Origin of the sequence: Streptomyces gamaensis, from assembly GCF_042656465.1 — a bacterium.
Lineage (GTDB): Bacteria > Actinomycetota > Actinomycetes > Streptomycetales > Streptomycetaceae > Streptomyces > Streptomyces gamaensis.
On record NZ_JBHSPB010000014.1, the window covers coordinates 17,689 to 40,354 of the forward strand.

Below are 22,666 nucleotides of genomic sequence, written 5' to 3' on the forward strand. Positions count from 1 at the left end.
TACAAAGCGGCTGGGCCGCCGATACACGGCAGCCCAGGGCCGGATACGTTCCCCGGACACCCTTCGACGTGCACCGTTGCGCACCCGAAGAGGAGTCCCGCTGTGACCGCCGAGCCCCTTGCCCCGTACGCGCCGTACCCGATGACGGGGGTCGCGGCCGCCACCACGGATCTGTCGAAGGTCTACGGCAGCGGCGACACCCGTGTCGTCGCCCTGGACCGGGTCAGCGTCTCCTTCCGGGAGGGCGAGTTCACCGCGATCATGGGCCCCTCCGGTTCCGGCAAGTCCACCCTGATGCACTGCGCCGCCGGGCTCGACTCGGCCGACTCCGGCTCCGTGCGCGTCGGCACCACCGAACTGGGCGGTCTCGACGACCGGCAGCTCACCCGGCTGCGCCGGGACCGGATCGGGTTCGTCTTCCAGGCGTTCAACCTCCTGCCGACGCTGACCGCGCTGGAGAACATCACGCTGCCGATGACCATCGCCGGGCGCCGCCCCGACCCGCAGTGGCTGGACCGCGTGATCTCCATGGTCGGCCTCTCCGAACGCCTCGGCCACCGGCCCGCGCAGCTGTCCGGCGGGCAGCAGCAGCGCGTCGCCGTGGCCCGGGCCCTGGCCCCCCGGCCCGCGATCGTCTTCGCCGACGAGCCCACCGGCAACCTCGACTCCCGTGCCGGGGCCGAAGTCCTCGGTTTCCTGCGCGAGTCGGTGCGCGAGCTCGGCCAGAGCGTGGTGATGGTGACCCACGACCCCGTCGCCGCCTCCTACGCCGACCGCGTGGTCTTCCTGGCCGACGGCCGCCTGGTCGACGAGATGGCCTGTCCCTCCCCGGACCGGGTCCTGGACCTCATGCCGCGTCTTTCTGGGGGGAACCCCCAGGCCCCCGCACTCGACGCCCCCCGGACCGGCTGAGCCGTACCCCGCGCACTCCCCCGTACCTCCACGCCCCGAAAGCCATCCATGCTGAGAACAGCCCTGCGCAACGTCCTCGCGCACAAGGCCCGTCTGGTCATGACCGTCCTCGCGGTCTGCCTGGGTGTCGCGTTCGTCTGCGGCACCCTCGTCTTCGCGGACTCCTCCGCCGCGGCCTACCGTGCGGCCGCGTCGAAGAACTTCGCGGACATCGCGGTCACCGTGTCCCCGAAGGACCCCCCGCCGGGGAGCGCCGCGGACCGGCGCGGTTCCGTCCTCGACGACGCGCTCGCGCGGAAGCTGGCCGATGTGCCCGGGGTCGCCGCCGTGCGTCCGTCGGCCGACGGCTCGGCCGTCCTGAACGCGGCGGACGGCACTCCGCTGCGGGCCGGCAAGGCGTGGGCGAACCTGGCCACCGCCTATGTGCCGGGCAAGGACGGCAAGGACAGCCGCTACCCGCTGGTCAAGGGCCGGGCGCCCAGCAACGGCGACGAGCTCGCCGTGGACAGCGGTACCGCCGCCGCGGGCCACTTCCGCATCGGCGACACGGTCACGCTGGCCACCGACGGCCCGGTCATGACCAAGCGGCTCGTCGGCATCGTCACCACCGAGGACACCCGGGTGACCGCCGGCGGCACCCTCGCCCTGTTCGACGTGGCGAGCGCCCAGAAGCTGTTCGCGTCCCCCGGCCACTACACCGGGATCGACCTGTCCGCCAAGCCCGGCATCAACGAGGTCCAGTTGTCCGGCCGGGTCACCGCGGTGCTCCCGGCCGACCGGGCCGAGGCCACCACCGGCTCCGCGCAGGCCGCCCAACAGGGCATTCTCGTCGACACCCTGACCCGGGGCTACACGAAGATGCCGCTGGTCTTCGCCGGGGTCTCGCTGTTCATCGGCTCGTTCCTCGTCGTCAACACCTTCACGATGCTGGTCAAGCGGCGCACCCGTGAGATCGCGCTGCTGCGGGCGATCGGCGCCGAACGCCGCCAGGTGGTCCGCTCCGTCCTCCTGGAGGCCTTCCTGCTCGGCCTCGCCGCGTCGGCGGCCGGGTTCCCGCTCGGCCTCGGCATCGCCTCCGTACTGCCCGACGTCCTGGGCACCGACGCGGACCCGCTGCCCAAGGGGCCCCTGGTGATCGGCCCGCTCCCCGTCGTGGCGGCGCTCTGCGTGGGCGTGGGTGTCACCATGCTCGCCGCGTGGCTGCCGGCCCGCGGGGCCGCGAAGGTCGCGCCCGTCGAGGCGCTGCGCTCGGCCGAGCAGCCGCCCTCCGGTGCCCGTTCCCGGATCCGCGGCGTGGTGGGGCTCGGCCTGCTCGCTCTCGGCGCCGGCCTGCTGCTCTCGCTCACGGGGGCGAAGGACGCCTCGGAGGAGAACCTGCGGAGCGCGATGTTCGGCTGTGCCGTCCTCGTCGTCGCCCTGATCGTCCTCGCGCCGCTGCTCGCCGCCCAGGTGATCCGGCTGACCGGCCGCCTGACCGGCCGTTTCGGGGTCACCGGCCGGCTCGCGCGGGAGAACGCGCTGCGCGACCCGCGGCGCACCGCGGCCACCGCCGCCACCCTGATGGTCAGCACCGCGCTGGTCGCCGGGCTCGCCGTCATCGGGAACTCCACCGGGCAGGCCCTCGACCGCCAGGCCGCGGACGGTCTCGGCGCCGACTACGTCATCGGCACCCGCACCCCGACGACCGTCATCGACCCGGCCGCCGTGCGGCGGGTCGCCGACACCTCCGGGGTGCGGACCGCGGCCGCCGTCTCGGACTCCACCGTCTTCGTCGGCGGTGGTGTCCGGCACATTTCCGGTGTCGAACCCGACGCCGTGAAGGCCGCCATGAAGCTCGACTTCACCAGCGGCTCCCTGAAGGACCTTGGGCCGGGCAGGATCGCCGTGTCCAGCACCGTCGCGCGGGAACACGGTGTGAGCGCGGGCGGCAGGCTCAACGCCCGCATGGGCTGGGGCCAGGACTTCAGGCAGTACACCGTCGTGGGTGTCTACAAGGACAACCCCACCGCCCAGGACGTGCTCGGTGACCGCGGTGAGGTGCAGCGGAGCAGTTTCAAGCCCGGCTCCGTCCAGCGGATCCTCGTCCGTACCGACGGCGGCGCGACCTCGCGGAGCATCGAGGGGAAGCTGCGCACCGCCGTGGGCAACAGCCCGCTGGTGAAGGTGCAGGACCGTGAGGCGCTCGTGCGTGAGGCCGCCGGCGCCCTGAGCAGCCTGCTGACGCTGATGTACGGGCTGCTCGGCATCGGTGTCGTGATCTCCTCGCTCGGCATCGTCAACACCCTGGCCATGTCGGTCGCGGAACGCACCCGTGAGATCGGTGTGCTGCGCGCGATCGGCATGGACCGCGCCGGCGTGCGGCGGATGATCCGTCTGGAGGCGGTGACCGTCGCCGCGTTCGGCACGCTGCTGGGTCTGGCGGGCGGGCTGTTCGGCGCGTGGGCGGTCGGCTCGCTGGCGGGCGGCGCGATGGGGCAGTACTCCCTGGCGCTGCCGTGGGGGACGCTGCTGCTCGTGTGCCTGGTGTCCCTCGCGGTCGGCGTGGTCGCGGCCGCTCTCCCGGCCCGCCGGGCGGCCGCGCTGAGCCCCCTCGAAGCCGTCGCGGAGTCGTGACGTCCGGCCCGCGCCGCCCGTTCTCCGCCCGTTCTCCGCCCGGGGCGGGGAACGGGCGGCGCGGCGTCGACGCGTTCCCGAAGACCCGGCCGGCCGCCCCGTCGCATCCTCTATGTCAGGATTCATCCATGGATCATGTCGATATCGTCCCCATGCAGTTGTCCCATCTGGAAGGCGTGCTGAACCTCGGCTACCGCGCGTACGACGTGAACGCGATGCCGTACACCTCGTGGTCGCTGTCCAGCGTCGCCATGCACTGGGACGCGCAGCCCGAGGCATGCTGGGTCGCCGTCGACGACGAGGGGCTGCTCGGCTTCGTCCTCGGATCGCTCTCCTACGACGAACGCGAGGACTGGGGCTATCTGGAGTGGATCGCCCTCGACGAGCGGGCCCGGGGCAAGGGCATCGCGAGCACGCTCGTCGAGCGGTGCTGCTCCGCCCTCTTCGCGGCCAGCGCGTCCCGCATCATCACCGACGTCGAGGCCGGCAACGAGGCGTCAGCGGCCATGATGCGCCGCAACGGATTCAGCGAGGGCGTCACCGTGACGCTGTTCGTACGCTCCAACCCCGAGCGGCCCGCTCCCCCGGCCGCCCACCCCCCGCGGGACCCCGCCCGCGCCCGTCTGCGCCGCGCCGCCCGGACCACGAGCGGGTCCTGACCGGCCGTACGACGTGACGGGGTTGCGCAGCGTTCCCAGGCCCTCGATCTCCACTTCGACCTCGTCGCCCTCGTGCAGCGCGGCGCTGCCCTGCGGGGTGCCTGTCAGCAGGACGTCGCCCGGCAGCAGGGTCATGGAGGCGCTGACCTCTGCGACGACGCGCGCGGTGCTCCGGCTGAGCCGGGAGGTGTCGCCCTGCTGGCGGATCTCCCCGTTGACGCGTGTGGTGATACGGGCCGCCGTGATCTCAAGCCGGCAGGGCACGGCTGCCCCCGCGCGCGTGGTGCTCCGCCGGCCGGGTGGCGACGTCGGCGAGCCAGGACGAAGTACACGGCGTCGGGGGCTCCTTGGCCGGTGCCGGGCGCCCGGGAGGTGCAGTTCTCCTCCAGTTCGGCCATCACGGAGCGGAAACCGTCGGTCACCTGACGCACCATCGCATGGTCGTTGGCCATGAACGTCAGATAGCGCGTGCGACCCGTGTAGTCCTCGTCCTTCACAGTGACGGGTCTGTGCCGGGTCCCGCGGAGCGCGCGCAGTCCGCGCAAGCCGTGGTCGCCGTGCCGGGCGCGCTGCCGGCCAAGTGCCGGCGCGCAGAAGGCGACGCGTTCGGGGGTCGCCCTGCCGCTCGCGAGCAATGCCGCGAGGACGCTTCCGCCGCAGCTCTGCCCGAGTGCGGTGACCGGCAGGTGCGGGTGGCGTCCGTGTACGGCCTGCCAGAGCATCGCGTAGTCGTCCAACACGGCCCGGGCGGACGGCAGATGCCCGCAGAGCCCGCGGCTGCCGCCGGAGCCGCGCCGGTCCGGGGCGTGCACGGCGACGTTGCGCCGGGCGAGTTCGCCGTACCGGCTGGTCTTGTACGTCAGCATCGTCGCGATCCTGCCCCATGCCTCCTGGGCGATGGCGCGGTTCGTTCCGGCCTTGGCCTTGGCCCCGTTGCGCAGGAACCTTCCTGCGTTGTCGGGGTCGGGCTTGGGGGCCGGGGCGGGTGCCCGTGGTCCTGGTGGTCCTCGTTCGACAGGGCGAGGGGGGATGTTCACGTCGGCGTCGATACCTGCCTCCGGACCCTGGTGCGGCTCGGGGCGCGTTCGAGGGTCTGGACGCGGAATGCGATGTGCCAGCCCAATGCGTCCTTGACCAGCCGGGCGCCGGTGATCCGGTTCTCCTTGTTCGCCCGCTTGCCGACCGGGAGGTCTTTGGTCCAGCGGAAGCGGACGCGGCCGACCTTGGGGATGTTGACCATGCCCCAGCGGCGGTGGACGCGGACGATGTTCAGGTCCCGGCCCTGCGGGATGTCCACGGACATCGGCGAGCGGAAGCGGCCCTTGCGGGTGGGCTCTTCGGCCCGTCCTTCCCAACAGTTCACCCAGGCGCGCAGGTACGTCTTGCAGGCAGTTCCACATGGTGCGGGCCGCATGCGCCTGATCATCGACGGCACGGACCTCGGCAGGGCTCAGCGCCAGTCGGGCACGGTACCCGAACTGCCGCTTCATCAGACCGGGTTCACTCGTGACGATCACGATACTGCAGTTGGTTCATGTCGCCGCGCCGGAATCCCCATCCCGATGTCAGGACCGGCCGAACAGGACCACCACGTCCGCCTGCTCCGCGAGGAGTACGACGCGCACGTGCGCCGACACCTCTGGGACGGCCACTTCTGGTCCGGCTCCTACTGCGCCGGAAGCCGCGGCGGGGCACCCCGACCGTCGTAGGCAGTACCGAACGGCAGCAGCGCCCCGTGGCCTGAGCCGAATACTGCGGACCCGTGCCTATGCTGCGGGTCAGAGCATGCGTCTTCCGGGACTTTCAGTCCGGCCGCCCCAGCGAGAGCAGGAGCATGGCGTCGTGGTCGGGTGTCCCCGGCTCGGCCTGATACACGATCAGGCGGTGTCCGTCGCTGCGGGCCACGGCGTACGCCTCGTAGGTGAGCGTCATGCGGCCGACGTCCGGGTGACGGTACAGCTTGCGGCCGTTGGTGCGGACCCGGACGTCGTAGCGCTGCCACAGGTCGGCGAACTCCGCGCTGTGCTCGGACAGTTCGTCCACGACCTCCATGACGTCGGCGGCCCCCGGGTGGGCGTCGGCGGTCGCCCGCAGATGGGCCACGACGCCGGTGGCGACGTCCTCCCAGTTGCGGTACAGCTCACGGGCCGCCGGATCCAGGAAGGTGTAACGGGCGGTGTTGCGCCTGCCCTCGGGCATGTCCTCGATCCCCGGGAACAGCCGGAGCCCCGCGGGGTTGGCGGCCAGCAGATCCCCGGCACGGCCGAGCACACAGGCCGGATACGGCCGCATGATGTCCAGCATGCGCAGGACCTCGGTGCGCACCGCCGCGGACGGGCGTGCGGTGCCGGAGTCGTCCGGACTCGCCGACGCGGCCCGGCCCAGCGTGTACAGGTGCTGCCGCTCGTCCTCGTCCAGGCGCAGCACTTCCGCTGTCCTCCGCAGCACCGCGAGCCCCGGCCGGTTCTGCTTCCCCTGCTCCAGGCGCCGGTAGTACTCGATGCTGACCCCGGCGAGCGTCGCCACCTCTTCACGCCGCAGCCCCGTCGTGCGCCGCCGCCCCGCGATCACCGACAGCCCCGCTTCCCGAGGGGTGACACGAGTCCGTCGCGACCGCAGAATCTCGGCAAGTTCCATGGTGCCCACGAGGACCAGTATCCAACTGCGGTGTCGGAGAAGGGATGCCCTGACAGGGCCCCCTTCGGGAGGGTCTCCCACCGCCGGGCCGACGGCCCCATGCTGGGCGGACCACGCCTTGATCGTCGCCCCCCGCCCGCGGGTGAACAGCCTCGCGGCAGGACGGTCCGTGCCACCCCTGACGAAAGGACGGCTGGCGTCCGTGTCCGCAGCAGTTCAACCCTCCGGCCGTGCCGGGCGACTCGTGCTCGGCATCTGCTGCTTGAGCGTGTTCATCGGCAACCTCAACAACACCGTGCTGAACGTCGCGCTGCCGGTGATGCGGCATGATCTGCACACCTCGCTGTCGGGGCTGCAGTGGACGGTCGACGCCTATCTCATCGTCCTGGCGGCCCTGTTGACGCTCTCCGGTTCCACCGCCGACCGGCTCGGGCGCCGCCGCGTCTTCCAGCTGGGGCTCGCGTTGTTCACCCTCGACTCGCTGCTGTGCGCCGTGGCGCCGGGGCTCGGCTGGCTGATCGCCTTCCGCGCACTGCAGGCGGTGGGCGGATCGATGCTCAATCCGGTCGCGATGTCCATCATCACCAACACCTTCACCGAGCCGGCGAGCGGGCCCGTGCCATCGGTGTGTGGGGAGCGGTGATGGGAGTGAGCATGGGGCTCGGCCCGCTCGTGGGCGGGCTGCTGGTGCAGGAGGCCGGCTGGCGCTCGATCTTCTGGCTCGACCTGCCGATCGGCGCGGCGGCCATCTGGTTGACGGCGCGTCATGTCCCGGAGTCGCGCGCACCGCGTCCGCGCCGCTTCGACCCGGTCGGCCAGGTCCTCATGATCGTGCTGCTCGGAGCGCTGGTCTACACCATCATCGAAGGGCCCTCCTCCGGGTGGACGGCGCCCCGCACGCTCGTCAGCGGCGTGCTCGCCCTCGTTTCCCTGCTGCTGCTCCCCCTCTACGAGCGCCGCCGTGACGAACCGCTGATCGACCTGGAGGTCTTCCGCAGTCCCGCGTTCAGCGGGGCGAGCGTGATGGCGGTTGCTCCTTCTTCGTCCTCGGCGGGTTCCTCTTCCTCAACACGCTCTATCTGCAGAGCTCGCGCGGTCTCTCCGCGATGGAGGCGGGCTTGTTCCTGCTGCCCATGGCGGCGATGAACATCGTCACCTCGCCCCTGTCCGGGCGCCTGACCGCCGCCCGCGGCCCCCGGCTGCCGCTCGTCCTCGCGGGCGCCGTCACCGCGGTGGGCGGAGCACTCTTCGCGGCGGGCGACGCGGCCACCTCCGACGCGCTGCTCTTCCCCTCCTGCATCCTGCTCGGCGTGGGCGTGGGACTCGCCAACACGCCGGTCACCAACGCGGCGATGTCGGGCATGCCCAAGGAACGGGCCGGGGTGGCGGCGGCGATCGTCTCCACCGGCCGGCAGGTCGGGCAGGCCCTGGGGGTCGCCGTCCTCGGAGCCGCGCTCACCAGCGCCCTCGGACGGCCGGGGACGAGCTACGCGGACGCCATGCGTCCGGCCTACTGGCTCGTGGTGGCGTGCGGCGTGATCATCGTCGTGCTCGCCCTGCTCACCGCGCGGCCCGCCGGCGGCCGTTCGCGGCGCGGCGCCGTCCCCCGCCAGGAGCCTTCCTGCCGGCGTCACGGCACCGCGTCCGCGGGGACGGACGACTCCGCGCGCCCGGACGACGCGGGACAGCCGACCGCCCGGTGAACTGCCGTACTTTTGCGCTCAGTTCTCCCAGGGCCAGCGGGCGTCCTGACCCCTTTCCAGCAGCGGCACCATCCGGAACGCGGCGTCGGTGAGGCCGCCGAAGGTGTGCCGGCCGGCGGAGCCCGACGGGCCGTGGCCGGGCCCGTGGCCGACGAGGTTCCAGGTGTAGACCGGGACGCGGGCCGGGACTTGCTCGGTGGGGCCGCCCGCGCAGTGCGGGGATGCCTGTTCGTCGGTGACGATCAGGACCCGGTCGTGGCCGCGGTAGTGCCGCCGCACCGCCTCGGTGGTGTCGGTGCCGCCGAGGTCCCCGAAGCGCTCCAGGACCTTGAGGACGGACTCGCCCGCGCGGCAGGCCACGGGCTCGCTGGTGGTGCCGAACTGAACGAGGTCGGCGTCGGCGGCGCGCATCGCCACGGCGGTACCGAAGACGGCAGCGGCGTCCGCGCGGTTGAGCCGGGACCGGTCGGACATCGGTGACCGCATGGAGCCGGAGCGGTCGACCAGGATCAGCGTCCGGCCGGGCAGGGCAGGCACATGGGACAGTGAATGGCGCAGAGCCTGCTCCAGCGGACAGGCCCAGCGCGGCGAGGAAGCGTGCCGGTAGGCGGCCAGGTAGCGGAAGGGGAACTGCCGGGCCCGGGCGACCTCTGCCGGGTCCGCGATCCGGGCGGCCACCTGCCGGGCGGTCTCCTCGCCGATACCGGCCTCGTCGAAGTTGCGCAGGTTGCGGACGAGAGCCATGGTGCCCATGGAGGGGATGACGGCTTCCCAGGCGGCCGCGTCCATCGGGCCCTGCAGCCAGCCTGCCAACGCCTCCCACGTCATGCCCGCCCCGGCGAGCCGTTCGGCGCCGCCGGGGCCGGTGACCAGGGCGCGGCGGTCCGGAACGGGCAGGGCCATCAGGGCGTGGTGCGCGGTGAGGGTGCGGTCCGAGGCGGGCGGCCGGGCCGTGTCCGGGTGGTGACGGCGGTCCAGGGCGTACTGGAACAGCTCGCCCTGCCAGGGCTTGTCGGGGTCGGGCGTGGGGTGGACGAGGTTGAGGACGTCGCCGAAGCGGTAGCCCTTGGAAGCGGTGTCGTACTTCAGGAGGTTGCGGCCGGTGTACAGGCGCCGTACGGCATCGGCGATGCCCCGCTTGACCGGCTTGGGCACGTTCCGGCCGTGGGCGGAGGTCCAGTACGCGAGTATCTCGCCGGGCTCGTCGGCGCGGCGCAGCACCGAGCCGATGACCTGCCGGTTGGCGGGACCGTCCGTGGCACCGGCGTCCAGCCGGGCCTTGACGTACTCGGCGGCGCCGACGAGGGAGGCCGTGCGCGTGTGTCCGTCGGCGCGCAGCCATGGCAGGAGGCCCGCGGTCCAGGGGGCGTCCTCGACGGCGAGCTTGCGCACGAGCGCGGCGAACCGGTCGTCCCGGCCGCTGCCGCTCTCGTGAAAGGTCTGCTGGGAGACGAAGTTGGCGACCGCGAGCAGGAACAGCTCGGAGCGGTCGTCCCGCAGGTGCCCCTCGCCGCCGAGGTGGGTACTGGTGCGGCCGGTGCTCGTCACGGGCGAGACGGGACGGGCCGCCGCGGGTGTGCGGACGGTGAAGCGTGCCATGTGAATTCCCCCCCACATCCACGGGGGGAAGCACGGCAGCGGCGCCCGAGATCGGAAACCCGGCGACGGTACCTTTACGGCTGCTCTGCGCAACTGAGCTACACCGGCCCGAAACCGGGGCGGGACTCGGACCCGCGACCTGCCGTCTGACGAAGTAACCGTCACCTGCGCACCGGGCGCCCCGATGCCGCGCCTCCCGAGGTCGAAGCGGCCACGGCACGGATTCGGTACGAAGGAAGGAGCCGTGGCCCGCGCACCGGGAGGTGCGCCGAACATGCGGATCACTCTAGGCGTACGGGCGCCCGGTGCGCCAAAGGGTTTTCGCACTGCGGCCGGGGGCGACCGGCCGGGCCCGGGTTCCTTCCTACTGCGGTTCCTCCTGCGTGAGTTGGTACAGCTCGGGGACGGAGACCTTGATCGGTTCCTGTGTGGTCCGCGCGATCACGACGACCACGGGCTCGTCCGGGTCGGGGTTCTCCTCCCGGTGCGGGACGAACGGAGGGACGAGCAGGAAGTCGCCGGGATGGGCGGTGATCCGGACCTCCTGTGTGCCGTCGTGGTAGACGAACACGGGATGGCCGCTGACCACGTAGATCCCCGCTTCGGACGCACCGTGGTGGTGGTTGTCCGTCGCGCTCGACGGCGGGTTCTCCACCAGGCCCATCCAGAGCTTCTTCGAGCCGACGGTGCCGCCGCTGAGGGCTGCGTAACCGTCCAACTCGCCGGAACGCACGTGATGGACGCGGTTGCCCAGCGGCGTGCTGTCGTCGGTGCCCGGTGTGCTCCCCGGCTCTGCGTGGGTGGTCATGGTGTGGCCTCCTGATTCTCTCGACGGCCTTCGGCCGGGGATCAGACTGCGGCCACCGCTTCTGCAACGGCAATAAAGGTTGCCATTACAGCAACAAGGGGGCGGGCCGGGTGCTCGGCGTGCTCCCGGGCCCGCACCGGTCTCAGCTCACGTTGACGGTGACCTTCCAGGTCCTGACGAGGTGGGAGCACAAGTGCCCCGGCCTGGTGACGCGGCAGTGCCTGTGGGCAGTGATGCTGCTCGTTCCGTCGCCGGTGGCGGTGAAACGGGCGACGGCGTCGCCGTCCGGCGTGGTGTGCCCCTCGTCCCGGTGGAGCACTTCGGGTGAGGAGGCCGCGGGCACATCCCACGACCATTTCTCGCTGTCGGTGCGGACAGCGACCAGGTGGACGTCGATCCGGTCGCCGCTATGGACGCTGACGGTGTGTCCGTTGTCGTCGTTGGACAGCGCGACAGTGTCACGCACGCGCACGGCCGCGTCGGCGTCCGGAAGCGCGGCCGGGACGGCGAACGTGGCGGCGAGGGCGGTGACGGCGAGCAGGGTCCTGCCGAGCATGAACGGTCCTCCCCCTGAGGGCTCGTGGTCTGCCGGGCCAGGGTAGGAGCCGCCCGCGGGTCCGGGGACGGCCGTTCCGGCCGTTCACCCGTACGGGACCGTGCCCGCACACCACGGCGATTGCGGAGGGCGGGCAGCGGGTTCAGGAACAGCTGCTGCTACTGCAGCTCGACGAGGAGCAACTGCTGGACGAGCAGCTGCTGCTGGAGCAGCTCGATCCGGACGAACCGCTCGATCCACCGGAGTCACCAAAGCTGCCGCCGCTGTCGACCCCGCATCCGCAGCCGGCGTCGCAGGAAGCCCCGACGACCACCGCTGACGTCGAACTGGACGAGCCCGACGACGACCGGTTCCCGGAGGACGTGGCACGGCGCTTCCGGTGCTTGGACGTGCCGGACTCCCTCGCTTTCTCGAACTCCTCGCGCAGCTTCGCGTCGTGCAGGGAACCGGTTCCCCGCACGGCGACCACTCCGGCCGCCCCCTCGTGGTGGAACTCCGGGTCGGACATGCTCCAGGGCGGGTCGTAGCGCAGCTTCCGGGCGATGCGCCGGCCGTGCTCGGTGCAGGGGATCCGGCCCTTGTGACGGCGACGGCACACGACCCGTACCACGACGCCCGCCACGATCACCGGGAACACGGCGAAGGACCACGGACTGGACGACGCGAGCGCGATGACCGCGGCGACGGCCAGCCCGGCCGTCTGCACGACGAGGACGCGCGGCCACAGTCGCTCGGTCCGCGACGTCATCAGCAACTTCCGCTCGACGAGCGAGCGGTGCAGCGCCTCCAGAGCCGGGTCCCCGCGCAGCTCCCGGCGTACCTGCCGCAGGGAACGCTTCCAGGATCCGTCGCACCGTTTCAACAGCGCGCGTTCCAAGGAGTGTTCGGTGGCGGGGTCCGTCACGGTGACCTTGCCGTCGGCCACCGTGATCCGGCCGTCGGTGTGCATCCTGGTGATCACGGTGTCCACCACCCGGCCCGCGCCGCCCAGCAGATAGGCGACCTCCAGCAGGTCCGGCCCGTCGGCGGCGAGGGCCGCGGACGAGCCGCGCGGCCGCCACCGCAGCCGCAACAGCCAGACGGACGGGGCGAGTACGGCGAGCAGCGCCACGCCGAGGGCGATGGTCATCAGGGGTGTGCCTTTCGTTCTGTGTCCGCGCGGTCAGCGCGCGGCGCGCCGCCGGCGCAGGGCCCGCGCGAGCCGCCCGAGGGTGCCGCGCTCCGGTGCGACGGCCGCGCGCTGTGCTTGCAGCCAGGCCGTCAGACGGGCCTGTCGGGGTCCGTCCACGGCGGCGGTACGGATCAGGTGGCCGGCGAAGTGCCGGGCGTCCTCGTGGTAGCCGCCCGTCATGGGCTCCTCCCCGGCGTAGGCGAGGAACAGCCGTCGGTAGTCGTCGGCCAGGATGTCCCGCAGTCCGGGAGCCACCTTGGCGACGACCTTGGCGCGCTTGGCGGTCAGGGCGCGCCGCTGCGCGCGCAGCCGCCGGGGGTCGAAGCCCTGGGGCGGCGGTCCGCCCGCCACGAGCGAGCGCAGCAGGTCGTGCTGGGCGCGGGCGAGTCGTTCCCGCGCCGCGTCGATGTCCCGCTCAGACACGGCCGGGCAGCTTGTCCGTCGCGGCCCGGACGGCGTCCAGTTCGGCTCTGAGGCCGTCCGCCGTGGGGAAGTCGTCGTCGCGTTCCAGGAGGACGCCGGGCGGGGTGACGCGGGCGCACAGTTCGGCGAGCACGTCCAGTACGGGCCGGGTCACCGGGTGGGCGTGGCTGTCGTACCAGAGTCCGTCGTGTTCGTAGCCGCCCGCGACGTGGACGTAGGCGAGGGCGTCGAGGGGGAGTTCGTCCAGGACGGCGGCGGGGTCCTCGCCGCGGTTGACGTGGTTGGTGTGCAGGTTCGCGACGTCGACGAGGAGTTGTACGCCCGTGCGCTCGACGAGTTCGGTGAGGAACCGTCCCTCGGTCATCTCCTCGCCGGGCCAGGTCAGACAGGAGGCGACGTTCTCCAGGGCGAGGGGTACGGGCAGGGCCCGCTGGGCCAGCCGGACGTTGTCGCACAGCACGTCGAGGGCGTCGCGGGTGCGGGGGACGGGCAGCAGGTGCCCGGCCTCGATCCCCGGCGAACCGGTGCCCGGTCCCGCGGACCGTACGAACGCGATGTGCTCGGTGACCAGCGGGGCGTCGAGGGCCTCGGCGAGCTCGGCGAGGGCCATCAGCCGTGCCAGACCGGGGCGTTGGGCGCCGCCGAGTCCGAGCGAGACCCCGTGCGGGACGACGGTCGTGCCCCGTTCGCGCAGCAGCCGCAGTTCGTCCGGCAGATGGTCCGGGCAGAGGTTCTCGGCCACGACCTCGACCCAGTCGACTCCGGGCAGCCGCGCGATGTCCGCCGCGATCTCCGGCCGCCAGCCGATCCCCGTCCCCAGCACACGTACCCCCGCCCCTCATCTCCGGTCCTTGGTCCGGAGCCCCTTGCCCACCACCTTACAAAATCTTGACCTTCGGGCGGCCGGCTGGGGCTCATGGCGTCGATGCCGTCTCCACCCCTGGGCCCCTGCCGGTCCGTCGAAGGATGCAGCGCGGTTTCATCACCGCCTACGAGGACCGGCGTTCCGCTCACGGTGAGGATGAAGGAAACCGACGACTCCCGGGGGAACTTGATGACGGATACCGCACGCTCCGCCGCGCCCTTGTCCGGGCCGGGCAGCGGCCCCGGCGGCAAGGGTCCGGCGGACGGCCCGGCGGGGCGGATTCCGCTGCTCGACGTGGCGCGCGGGACGGCGATCCTGGGCACGCTGATGACCAACGTGTGGATCTTCACCGGTCCGGGGGCGGAGTGGGGTGTCCTCAGCGGCGGCAGTGGCGGCGCGTCGCTGCACGGCCTGCTGTCCGGCCCCTCGTGGGCGACGGTGGCCGAGAGTGTCTTCCGCTTCCTCGCCGACGGCAAGTTCCTGTCCATGCTGACCGTGCTGTTCGGCGTGGGGCTGGCCGTCCAGTACGGCTCGGCGCAGCGGCGCGGGCGGCCCTGGCCCGGGCGGTACCGGTGGCGGGCGCTGTTCCTCTTCGCCGAGGGCACCGTCCACTTCGTGCTGGTCTTCGCCTGGGACGTACTCATGGGCTACGCGGTGACCGCGCTGCTGGTGGCCCGGCTGCTGAACCGTACGGAGCGGTTCCGGCGCCGGGTGATGTGGACGGCGGCGGCCCTCCACGTCACGGTGATGGGCCTGCTCACGGCCGCCGTGGCGGGCTCGGACCCGGGCGGCGGTGAGGGGCCCGGCCGCGAGGTCGTCGACCTCTACGCGCACGGCGGTTACCCCGACCTCGTGGCGTTCCGTCTGCGCCAGGCGCTCGTCCTGCGCCTGGAGCCGGTCCTGTCGTTCGGCCTGCTGGTCTTCCTCTTCCTGCTGGGGGTGGGGCTCTACCGCGCGGGGGCGTTCGCCGCTGACGGCACGGGGCGGCGCATCCGCCGGCGTCTGCTCGGCTGGGGCCTGGGGGTGGGGCTGCCGCTCAACGCGGCGGCGTCGCTGGGTGATTGCTTCCTGCTGAGCCGGTACGTGGCGGCACCCGTGGTGGCCCTCGGCTACCTCGGTCTGATCGGCGTGCTGACGGACCGGCTGCGCGGCGGCGCGGTCTCGCGCGCGGTGACGGCCGGGCTGACATCGGTGGGACGCGCGGCGCTGACGTGCTACGTCACCCAGAACGTGCTGTGTGTGCTGGTCTGCTACGGCATCGGCCTGGGCCTGGCCGAACGGCTCGGGCACACCGGACCGTGGTGGGTGTTCGGGCTGTGGGCGGCGGTGTGCGCCGTCCTCATGGCGGGCTCGGCGCTGTGGCTGCGGAGGTTCTCCGCCGGGCCGCTGGAGTCCCTGCAGAAACGGGTGCTGCGCGGGTGACGCGCCCGTGCTCCCCCGCCCCGAACCGGCGGAGGACGCCCGGGTCGCGGGCCGTGAGCCGTCGCGGCCCGGGCGAGTGGCGCGGCCGGCCCGCTGTTCACGGGCCGCGCTCCCCCGCCTGCCGGGTGATCGCCAGCAGGGCCATGTCGTCCGTGACACGGCCGCCCGTGTGATGGCCGACGTCCCGCAGCAGCCTGCCGAGGAGGTCGTCCGGGCCGGGGAAGGTGTGCCCGGTCAGGGCAGCGACGGGGTCGTAGAAGGCGCCCGCGCGGTCCTTGGCCTCGGTGAGGCCGTCGGTGTACAGCAGGAGCGTGGCGCCCGGGGGGAAGGGCACGGTGTCGGTCGTCTCCCGGCCCGCGCCCAGTCCCGCCAGGCACCACGGGAGAGCCGCCTCGGACGGCTCCACGCCGCGCACGGCTCCGCCGGGGTGCAGCAGCAGTGGTGGCGGGTGGCCGCGGTTGACCAGGCGGACCTCGTCCCAGGAGTGCGGGATCTCGGCGAGGACGCCGGTGACGAACCCTTCGGTCCGTTCCAGTCCGGCCCGTCGTTCCGCCTCGCGCAGCAGCGCCCTCTCCAGTCTGGCCGCGACCCCGGCGAGCGTGCGTTCCTCCTCGGCGGCCTCCCGGAACGCGCCCAGGGCCACGTCCACCGCCTTGACCGCCTCCACGCCCTTGCCCCGGACGTCCCCGACCAGGCAGCGCACGCCGTAGGGGGTGTCCTGCGCCCCGTACAGGTCGCCGCCGATCTGTGCCTCCCGCTCCGCCGAGCGGTAGCGCGCGGCCAGCCGCAGGGGGCCGATCGTGGCCGGCGGCTTCGGCAGTACGGCCCGCTGCACGGCGAGGGCGATTTCGCGCACGGACTGCAGGCGTACGTCCCGGTAGTGCATGAGCCGGTTGACGACGACGGCGAAGGCCGAGACGGTCGCGACCGCCGCCAGCTCGCTCCAGCCGCCGTAGTCCTCCAGGAACCCGAAATAGGCGAGCAGCGCGAGATCGACGGCGCACGCGCCGATGCCCGCCAGGACCGTCGCGCGCAGCGACAGCAGCGCCGCGGCCGACATCGGCGCGGCGGCGTAGAAGGCCTCGGCGCTGAAGTGCGGCGGGGTGTGGAAGTCGAGGACGGCGCCCACCGCCAGGAGGAGGACGGGCAGCACCTGCAGGTGGCGCAGGAACCAGCGCGTCACGGCGTTGCTCCCCGCGCCCGGTGCGTTCACGTGGCCGCTCCCGATCCTTCGTGCCGTACGCCATGCTCCAGCATCCTCGCAGCGGATCATGCCTGCCAGCCGTGGAGCGGCGTACGGGTCAGGGCGGGTCCGTGCCGGCCGGGCCGTCAGGCGGCGAAGACCGGGCCTATGCCCTGCAGGGTGGCGAGGGTGTGCAGGCCCTCGACGCCCGCCGCGACCTCGAAGCCCATGCGGTGCGTGGGCGGGCAGCCGATGAGTTCCGCCGCGCGGTTGGCCGGGAGGGGGCGGTCGGCGGGGCGGTCGTGCTCCCAGACCATGAGGGCGCCCCACGCGTTGTGTTCGCGGTCGGCGATCCAGAGTTTGAGGACGAGTCCGGGGACCTCGACCCAGGGCCGGGTGGCGCCGTCGCGGAGGTGTGCGTTGAGCGAGTCGATGGTCTGTCCGGAACCTTCGAGGTCCCACCATGCGAGTTCGGCCTTCACCGGTACCCCACTCTCCTCTGCTGTCTTTCCTCGGGCGGTGCGGGATCGCGCGGGGGTGCCGCGCGGGGAGGCGGGAGCCGGAGGGAAGCGGAAATCCGGTGCGGGGGCGGGCGGTTCGACGCCGTGGTCCGTCGCCGCCGCATGCGAGCGGACGGGGCTGGGAACGGCCCGTGACCGCACCGTGGCGTTCGGTGCGGCCCCCCGTCATGGTGAGGGATGCCGGGCCGTTCGTCCAGAGCGCCTCGAAGGCCGGCCGGCGGCGGGGTCGGGCAGGAGTTCGCGGGCGGTGCGGACCAGGGCCCGTGCGGCGGGGCCCGGCGTGCCGCCGGTCCGCCAGGCCAGCAGGATGCGGGCGCGGGTGGTCACGCCGTGCAGCGGCAGGACCCGGACGGCCTCCGCGTACAGGCGGGCGGAGGACTCGGGGAGGACGGCGAGCCCCAGTCCGCGCGCGGCCAGCCGTACCAGCGTGCGGGTGTCGCCCGCCTCCAGGGCCACGTGCGGCGGGAAGCCCGCCTGTGCGCAGGCCTGTTCCAGGCAGGAGCGCACTCCGCTGCCGCGCGGCATGCTGATCAGGGGGCGGTCCTCCAGCTCGGCGACGGTGAGCGCGTCCCGCCCTGCCAGGGGGCCGTCGGGGCCGACGGCGACGACGAGCGCCTCGTCGGCGACGAGTTGGGTCGCGACGTCGGGGTGGGGGACGTCGGGGGCGCCGACGAGGACGAGGTCGAGGCGGCCCGCCCGCAGTTCGTCGACGAGTTGGTCGGAGGTGCCCTCGCGCAGCGTGATGTCCACGTCCGGGTGGCGGGTGTGGAAGGCGGCCAGCAGTCCCGGCAGGTCGAGGGAGGCGGGCGAGGCGACGGTGCCGACGGTGACGTGGCCGCGCACCATGCCGGTGAGTTCGTCGACGCGGGCCCGTATCCCGGCGACCGCCTCCAGCGCGGCGCGCGCGTACGGCAGGACGGCGGCACCCACCGGGGTGGGCCGGACCGTGCGGCCCGAGCGGTCGAGCAGGGCCTCGCCCAACTCCTTCTCCAGCAGCCGTATCTGGGAACTCACCCCGGGCTGGGCGACGTGCAGCCGGGCGGCGGCGCGCGTGAAGCTCGCCTCCTCCACGACCGTCACCAGGTAGGTCAGCTGACGCAGCTCCATAACGGGCGATTCTAGCTGGCAGTTGATCCAGCTCTTGGACTTCTGGCACTGCCCGGCAGGACAGTTGAGGCAGCACGCAGCGGGATTGCCGAAGCGGATACCGCACCCCGAACGTCGCCGCCCCCCGTACGCCGCAGAACCGAGGAAGGACACCGTCGTGAGCAAGGAACGCACCACCCCCACCGAACGGGGCGCGTGGCTCGCGGTCCTGGTGCTGGCAGGCGGGCTGTTCGCAGCCGTCGTCTCCACCACGGTCGTCAGTGTCGCGCTGCCGTCCATCGGCCGCAGTCTGCATGCCGGTCCCAGCCAGTTGCAGTGGATCGTCGATGCCTACGTACTGGTCTACGCGAGCCTGCTCGTCGCCGGCGGAGTGCTCGGCGACCGGCGGGGCCGCAAGGGCCTGTTCATGCTCGGCGTGGCCGTCTTCGGCGCCGGGTCCCTGCTGACCGGACTGGCGACCGGCACTCCGCTGCTGCTGGCCGGGCGCGTGGTCCAGGGCATCGGGCCCGCGCTGCTGGTGCCCGGCAGTCTGACCGTCATCCGGGCCGTCTTCGACGACCCGCGCAAGCGGGCGGTGGCCATCGGCCTGTGGTCCACGAGCTCCGGGCTCGCGCTCGCCGTCGGCCCCGTCCTCGGCGGTCTGATCGTCGACGCGCTCGGCTGGCGCTGGGTGTTCCTGCTCAACGTGCCGCTGTCCGTCCTGCTGGTCCTCCTCGCCGCGCGCTTCATCCCGCGCGTGCCGCGTGTCGCCGCGCGTTCCCGGTTCGACTGGGCCGGTGCCGCCCTGAGTACGGCCGCCGTCGCCGCCGTCGCCTACGCCACCATCGAGGGCCGCGAGCGCGGCTGGGGTTCGACGGCCATCGTGGCCGCTCTCGCGGCGGGGGTCGCGGCCCTCACCGCGTTCGTCCTCTGGGAGCGCCGCCGCACCGAACCCCTCGTCGACGTGCGGCTGTTCAAGCGGCCCGCCTTCACCATCGCGAACACCGCGGCGCTGGTGGTGTTCTTCTCCTTCGTGGGCGCGATCGTCTACTTCAGCGTCTACTTCCAGCAGGTGCAGGGCCGTTCGCCGATCGAGGCCGGTCTGGACGTCGCTCCCATCGGTGTCGCCTTCGCCCTCGCCGCGCAGGTGTCGGGCCGTCTGGTCGCCCGGATCGGCGCCCGCGTCCCGATGCTGCTGGGGCTGCTGCTCAGCGGGGCGGCCACGCTGGGGCTGCTGCGGCTGGGCACCGACACCGGTATCGGGGCGATCTGGTGGGACTTCGCGCTCGCCGGTGCCGGCATCGGTCTCTGCCTGACCCCGATGACCGCGACGGCCGTCGCCGCCGTGGGCGCCGAACGGGCCGGTATGGCCTCCGCCGTCCACAACGCGCTGCGGCAGCTGGGCCAGGTGCTCGGGGTGGCGGTCCTGGGGGCGCTCGTCTACGCCCGTACCTCCGCCCAGGGGGGCGGCAGGCGGCTGGGCGTCGCGCAGCAGGCGGCCTTCGTGGACGGGCTGCACCACGCGGTGTGGGTGTGCGGCCTGGCCCTGCTCGCCGCGGCCGTCCTCGCGGCCTTCCTGCCGAAGGTACGCCCGGCGGCCGCACCGCCGGCCAAGGCGGCCGTGCCCGTGGCCGCGGCCCGCGGCTGACCTTCCACCGGGGAGTCCCCCGCAGCGGACGACCAGCCGGACCGCACCGAGAGGAGACGAGGAACACCATGGACGTTCTGATCGCGGGAGGCGGCATCGGCGGCCTGACCACCGCCCTGAGCCTGCACGCGGCCGGGATCGGCGCGACCGTCCTGGAAAGCGCCCGCGCCATCCGTCCCCTGGGGGTGGGCATCAACCTCCAACCGCACGCCGTCCGCGAGCTGTTCGAACTCGGCCTCGCCGACGGACTCGCCGCCGTCGGCGTGCCCACCGCGGAGATCGTCTACCTCGACCGGCACGGCAACCGCGTGCTCACCGAACCGCTGGGCACGGCCCGCGGCTACCGCTGGCCGCAGTACTCGGTGCACCGCGGCGAGCTGCAGATGACGCTGCTGCGGGCGGTACGCGCCCGGCTCGGCGAGGACGCCGTCCGTACCGGCCGGCGCGTCGGCCACGTCGAGCAGCCCTGCGACGACGGCGTGCGCGTGCACGTCACCGACCGCGGCACCGGCGCCGGCCGGACGCTGGACGCGCCGCTGCTCGTCGGCGCGGACGGGCTCAACTCCCGCGTCCGGGCGGTCCTCCACCCGCAGGAAGGGCCGCTGTGGTGGTCGGGGACGATGATGTGGCGGGGCACGGCCGAGGCCGAGCCCTTCCTCACCGGCCGCTCCATGCTCCACGGGGACGACGGCGACCGGCTGCGCCTGATCGCCTACCCCGTCTCCCCGGCCGGCCGGGGCACCTCGCTCGTCAACTGGGTCTGCCAGGCCGCCGTCAGCGGCCGCCGCCGGCTGCCCGAGGGGGCGGGCTGGCGGCGTCCGGGGCAACTCGACGACGTCCTGCGGCACTTCGGGGACTGGGACCTCGGCTTCCTCGACCTGCCGGGCCTGCTGGCCAAGAGCACCGAGATCCTGGAATACCCGATGGTGGACCGTGATCCGCTGCCCTGGTGGGGCCGGGGCCGGGTGACGCTGCTGGGCGACGCCGCGCACCCCATGTACCCGGTGGGGGCGAACGGGGCCTCCCAGGCGATCGTCGACGCGCGCGTCCTGGCCTACGAACTCGCCACCGCCACCGACCCGTCGGCCGGGCTGCGCGCCTACGAGCGGACGCGGCGCGAGGCCACCGCCCGGGTGGTGCTGGCGGCCCGGGAGATGGACAGCGCGGAACGCCGGGTCGGCCGGACGGTCCCGGCCAGCGCCTCCCGCGCGGACGGCGGCGCCAGGTCGCGGCGGTACGCGGACATCACCGCCGCCTACCGCCGCTCGACCGGCGCCACCGTGGAGGAACTGAACGCGCGGGCGTCGCTGACGCCGCCCCGGCGGCGCCCGTGACCGCGTCCGCCGGGCTCAGGCCAGCGGGGCCGGGTAGGTCGGGTACTCCACTCCGGAGACGTGCTGGACGACGCGGACGACCTGGCAGGAGTAGCCGAACTCGTTGTCGTACCACAGGTACAGGATCGCGTTGTCGCCGTCGACCTTGGTGGCGCCCGCGTCGACGATCGAGGCGTGGCGCGAGCCGATGAAGTCGCTGGAGACCGCGTCGGGGGCGCTGATGAAGTCGATCTGGCGCTTGAGCGGCGAGGTCAGCGACACGTTGCGGAGGTGGTCGAGGACCTCCTCGCGGGTGGTCTCGCGGGCGAGCCGCAGGCTGAGGATCGCGATCGAGACGTCCGGCACCGGGACGCGGATCGAGCTGCCGGTGATCGGCGCCTTGAGGTCGGGCAGCGCCTTGGCGACGGCGGAGGCGGCGCCGGTCTCGGTGATGACCATGTTGAGCGGCGCCGAGCGGCCGCGGCGGTCGGAGCTGTGGTAATTGTCCAGCAGGTTCTGGTCGTTGGTGAACGAGTGGACGGTCTCCACGTGGCCGCGCAGGACGCCGTACTCGTCCGCCATCGCCTTCAGCGGCGGGACGATCGCGTTGGTGGTGCAGGACGCGCAGGAGATGATCTGCTCGTCCGGCTTGATCATGTCGTGGTTGACGCCGTGGACGACATTGGGGACGTCGCCCTTGCCGGGCGCGGTCAGGACGACCTTGGCGATGCCGGGGCGCAGGTGCTGCGAAAGGCCCTCGCGGTCGCGCCACTTGCCGGTGTTGTCGATGAGGATGGCGTCCTTGATGCCGTACGCCGTGTAGTCCACCGACGCCGGGTCGGCGGCGTGGATCACCTTGATCTCGTTGCCGTTGGCGACGATCGTGCTGTTCGCCTCGTCGACGGTGATCGTGCCGTGGAACTGGCCGTGGATGGAGTCGCGGCGCAGCAGCGAGGCCCGCTTGACCAGATCGTCGGCGGCCCGCCCACCTCCCTGGCGGACGACGATGGCGCGCAGCCGCAGGCCGTTGCCGGAACCGGACTTCTCGATGAGCAGGCGGGCGAGGAGGCGGCCGATGCGGCCGAACCCGTAGAGGACGACGTCCCGCGGCTCCCGGCACTCGATCTTGTTGGCGCCCGTGGCGCCGGCGACGGCCTCGGCCGTGAACTCCGCCACCGTCAGACCGCGGTCGTCGGCCCTGTAGGTCGCGGCCAGCATGCCGATGTCGATCTGCGAGGGGCCGAGGTCCAGAGTGGTGAGAGCCTGCAGGAACGGCAGCGTCTCGGTGACCGAGAGTTCCTCACCGGCTATCTGCCGGGCGAACCGGTGGGTCTTGAGAATGCTGACGACCGACTTGTTCACCAGGGAGCGGCTGTGGACCAGGACGGTGACGTCACGCTCCCGGTGCAGCTTCCCGATGATGGGGATCATCGACTCCGCGATCTCCTCGCGGTTCTTCCAATTGGTGAACGTGTCCTCGTTGACAGTCACAGGCTTCTCTTTCGAGCTAGACGGCGCTCACATGCTAACCCCATGCCGTTTCGATC

The 22,666-nt window shown here is 72.8% G+C and carries 18 protein-coding genes and 3 pseudogenes; 8 read left to right on the top strand and 13 right to left on the bottom strand.

The genetic code is table 11. The features are described 5' to 3' along the window. Positions 1 to 141: 141 nt before the first annotated feature. The 3 genes and pseudogenes from ACFP1Z_RS22065 to ACFP1Z_RS22075 form a co-directional block, all read left to right on the top strand. Positions 142 to 912 carry an ABC transporter ATP-binding protein gene (locus ACFP1Z_RS22065; protein ID WP_390318864.1) on the top strand — a complete coding sequence of 257 codons (771 nt, stop codon included), beginning with the start codon at positions 142 to 144 and terminating at the stop codon, positions 910 to 912. Between the two features lie 48 nt (positions 913 to 960). Further along, positions 961 to 3,525, top strand: a complete 2,565-nt coding sequence (locus tag ACFP1Z_RS22070) for an ABC transporter permease (protein ID WP_390318624.1) — start codon at positions 961 to 963, stop codon at positions 3,523 to 3,525. Between the two features lie 251 nt (positions 3,526 to 3,776). After that, positions 3,777 to 3,998 (top strand): annotated as a pseudogene (locus ACFP1Z_RS22075) (GNAT family N-acetyltransferase); the annotation flags it as partial. Between the two features lie 24 nt (positions 3,999 to 4,022). Here ACFP1Z_RS22075 and ACFP1Z_RS22080 read toward each other — a convergent pair. Genes ACFP1Z_RS22080 through ACFP1Z_RS22090 form a run of 3 tightly spaced genes read right to left on the bottom strand, consistent with a single transcriptional unit; the run spans position 4,023 to position 5,598 of the window. Next, on the bottom strand, positions 4,023 to 4,430 hold the full coding sequence (locus tag ACFP1Z_RS22080; RefSeq protein WP_390318866.1) for a fumarylacetoacetate hydrolase family protein: 408 nt from the start codon (positions 4,428 to 4,430) through the stop codon (positions 4,023 to 4,025). Beyond that, entirely contained in the window at positions 4,316 to 5,221 is a 906-nt protein-coding gene (locus ACFP1Z_RS22085; protein ID WP_390318626.1) for a serine aminopeptidase domain-containing protein, read from the bottom strand. The genes ACFP1Z_RS22080 and ACFP1Z_RS22085 overlap by 115 nt, the downstream gene beginning before the upstream one ends. Beyond that, positions 5,218 to 5,598: a hypothetical protein gene (locus tag ACFP1Z_RS22090; RefSeq protein ID WP_390318627.1), complete on the bottom strand. Its 381-nt coding sequence runs from the start codon at positions 5,596 to 5,598 to the stop codon at positions 5,218 to 5,220. The genes ACFP1Z_RS22085 and ACFP1Z_RS22090 overlap by 4 nt, the downstream gene beginning before the upstream one ends. 148 nt (positions 5,599 to 5,746) lie before the next feature. Here ACFP1Z_RS22090 and ACFP1Z_RS22095 point away from each other — a divergent pair, with 148 nt between their 5' ends. After that, positions 5,747 to 5,893 carry a transposase gene (locus ACFP1Z_RS22095; protein ID WP_390318628.1) on the top strand — a complete coding sequence of 49 codons (147 nt, stop codon included), beginning with the start codon at positions 5,747 to 5,749 and terminating at the stop codon, positions 5,891 to 5,893. 94 nt (positions 5,894 to 5,987) lie between these two features. Here ACFP1Z_RS22095 and ACFP1Z_RS22100 read toward each other — a convergent pair whose 3' ends face one another. Next, the gene (locus tag ACFP1Z_RS22100; protein WP_390318868.1) at positions 5,988 to 6,821 is read right to left on the bottom strand and encodes a helix-turn-helix transcriptional regulator; all 834 of its coding nucleotides are present in this window, start codon (positions 6,819 to 6,821) and stop codon (positions 5,988 to 5,990) included. A 193-nt stretch (positions 6,822 to 7,014) separates the two neighbouring features. Here ACFP1Z_RS22100 and ACFP1Z_RS22105 point away from each other — a divergent pair. Beyond that, positions 7,015 to 8,524: pseudogene (locus tag ACFP1Z_RS22105) on the top strand (MFS transporter). Between the two features lie 18 nt (positions 8,525 to 8,542). Here the strand turns inward: ACFP1Z_RS22105 and ACFP1Z_RS22110 are convergent. The 5 genes and pseudogenes from ACFP1Z_RS22110 to ACFP1Z_RS22130 all read right to left on the bottom strand — a co-directional run bounded on the left by ACFP1Z_RS22110 (position 8,543) and on the right by ACFP1Z_RS22130 (position 13,904). After that, positions 8,543 to 10,123 carry a TROVE domain-containing protein gene (locus ACFP1Z_RS22110; protein WP_390318630.1) on the bottom strand — a complete coding sequence of 527 codons (1,581 nt, stop codon included), beginning with the start codon at positions 10,121 to 10,123 and terminating at the stop codon, positions 8,543 to 8,545. A 364-nt stretch (positions 10,124 to 10,487) separates the two neighbouring features. After that, positions 10,488 to 10,931, bottom strand: a complete 444-nt coding sequence (locus ACFP1Z_RS22115; RefSeq protein ID WP_390318632.1) for a cupin domain-containing protein — start codon at positions 10,929 to 10,931, stop codon at positions 10,488 to 10,490. 142 nt (positions 10,932 to 11,073) lie between these two features. Beyond that, positions 11,074 to 11,487: a hypothetical protein gene (locus tag ACFP1Z_RS22120; RefSeq protein ID WP_390318634.1), complete on the bottom strand. Its 414-nt coding sequence runs from the start codon at positions 11,485 to 11,487 to the stop codon at positions 11,074 to 11,076. Positions 11,488 to 11,629: 142 nt separating this feature from the next. After that, complete coding sequence (locus ACFP1Z_RS22125) at positions 11,630 to 12,616, bottom strand: TIGR04222 domain-containing membrane protein (protein WP_390318635.1); 987 nt, start codon at positions 12,614 to 12,616, stop codon at positions 11,630 to 11,632. Between the two features lie 33 nt (positions 12,617 to 12,649). Beyond that, positions 12,650 to 13,904, bottom strand: a pseudogene (locus ACFP1Z_RS22130) (MbnB/TglH/ChrH family RiPP precursor modification enzyme). A 231-nt stretch (positions 13,905 to 14,135) separates the two neighbouring features. On the opposite strand from ACFP1Z_RS22130, the gene ACFP1Z_RS22135 reads away from it, so the two are divergent. Continuing rightward, positions 14,136 to 15,368 carry a DUF418 domain-containing protein gene (locus ACFP1Z_RS22135; protein WP_390318637.1) on the top strand — a complete coding sequence of 411 codons (1,233 nt, stop codon included), beginning with the start codon at positions 14,136 to 14,138 and terminating at the stop codon, positions 15,366 to 15,368. 97 nt (positions 15,369 to 15,465) lie between these two features. Here the strand turns inward: ACFP1Z_RS22135 and ACFP1Z_RS22140 are convergent, their stop codons facing one another. The 3 genes from ACFP1Z_RS22140 to ACFP1Z_RS22150 form a co-directional block, all read right to left on the bottom strand. Further along, the gene (locus ACFP1Z_RS22140; RefSeq protein WP_390318639.1) at positions 15,466 to 16,581 is read right to left on the bottom strand and encodes a PP2C family protein-serine/threonine phosphatase; all 1,116 of its coding nucleotides are present in this window, start codon (positions 16,579 to 16,581) and stop codon (positions 15,466 to 15,468) included. 116 nt (positions 16,582 to 16,697) lie between these two features. Continuing rightward, on the bottom strand, positions 16,698 to 17,033 hold the full coding sequence (locus ACFP1Z_RS22145; protein ID WP_390318641.1) for a hypothetical protein: 336 nt from the start codon (positions 17,031 to 17,033) through the stop codon (positions 16,698 to 16,700). Positions 17,034 to 17,237: 204 nt separating this feature from the next. After that, positions 17,238 to 18,179, bottom strand: a complete 942-nt coding sequence (locus ACFP1Z_RS22150; RefSeq protein ID WP_390318642.1) for a LysR family transcriptional regulator — start codon at positions 18,177 to 18,179, stop codon at positions 17,238 to 17,240. A gap of 157 nt (positions 18,180 to 18,336) precedes the next feature. On the opposite strand from ACFP1Z_RS22150, the gene ACFP1Z_RS22155 reads away from it, so the two are divergent. Together ACFP1Z_RS22155 and ACFP1Z_RS22160 are read left to right on the top strand one after the other, a co-directional pair. After that, positions 18,337 to 19,806, top strand: coding sequence for an MFS transporter (locus tag ACFP1Z_RS22155; protein ID WP_390318644.1), 1,470 nt, complete (start codon positions 18,337 to 18,339; stop codon positions 19,804 to 19,806). 68 nt (positions 19,807 to 19,874) lie between these two features. Continuing rightward, positions 19,875 to 21,140, top strand: coding sequence for an FAD-dependent monooxygenase (locus ACFP1Z_RS22160; protein WP_390318646.1), 1,266 nt, complete (start codon positions 19,875 to 19,877; stop codon positions 21,138 to 21,140). Between the two features lie 15 nt (positions 21,141 to 21,155). On the opposite strand, the gene ACFP1Z_RS22165 is transcribed toward ACFP1Z_RS22160, so the two are convergent. Continuing rightward, a complete protein-coding gene (locus tag ACFP1Z_RS22165) occupies positions 21,156 to 22,610 on the bottom strand; it encodes a glyceraldehyde-3-phosphate dehydrogenase (protein ID WP_390318648.1) in 1,455 nt (484 codons plus the stop codon). Between the last annotated feature and the right edge of the window lie 56 nt (positions 22,611 to 22,666).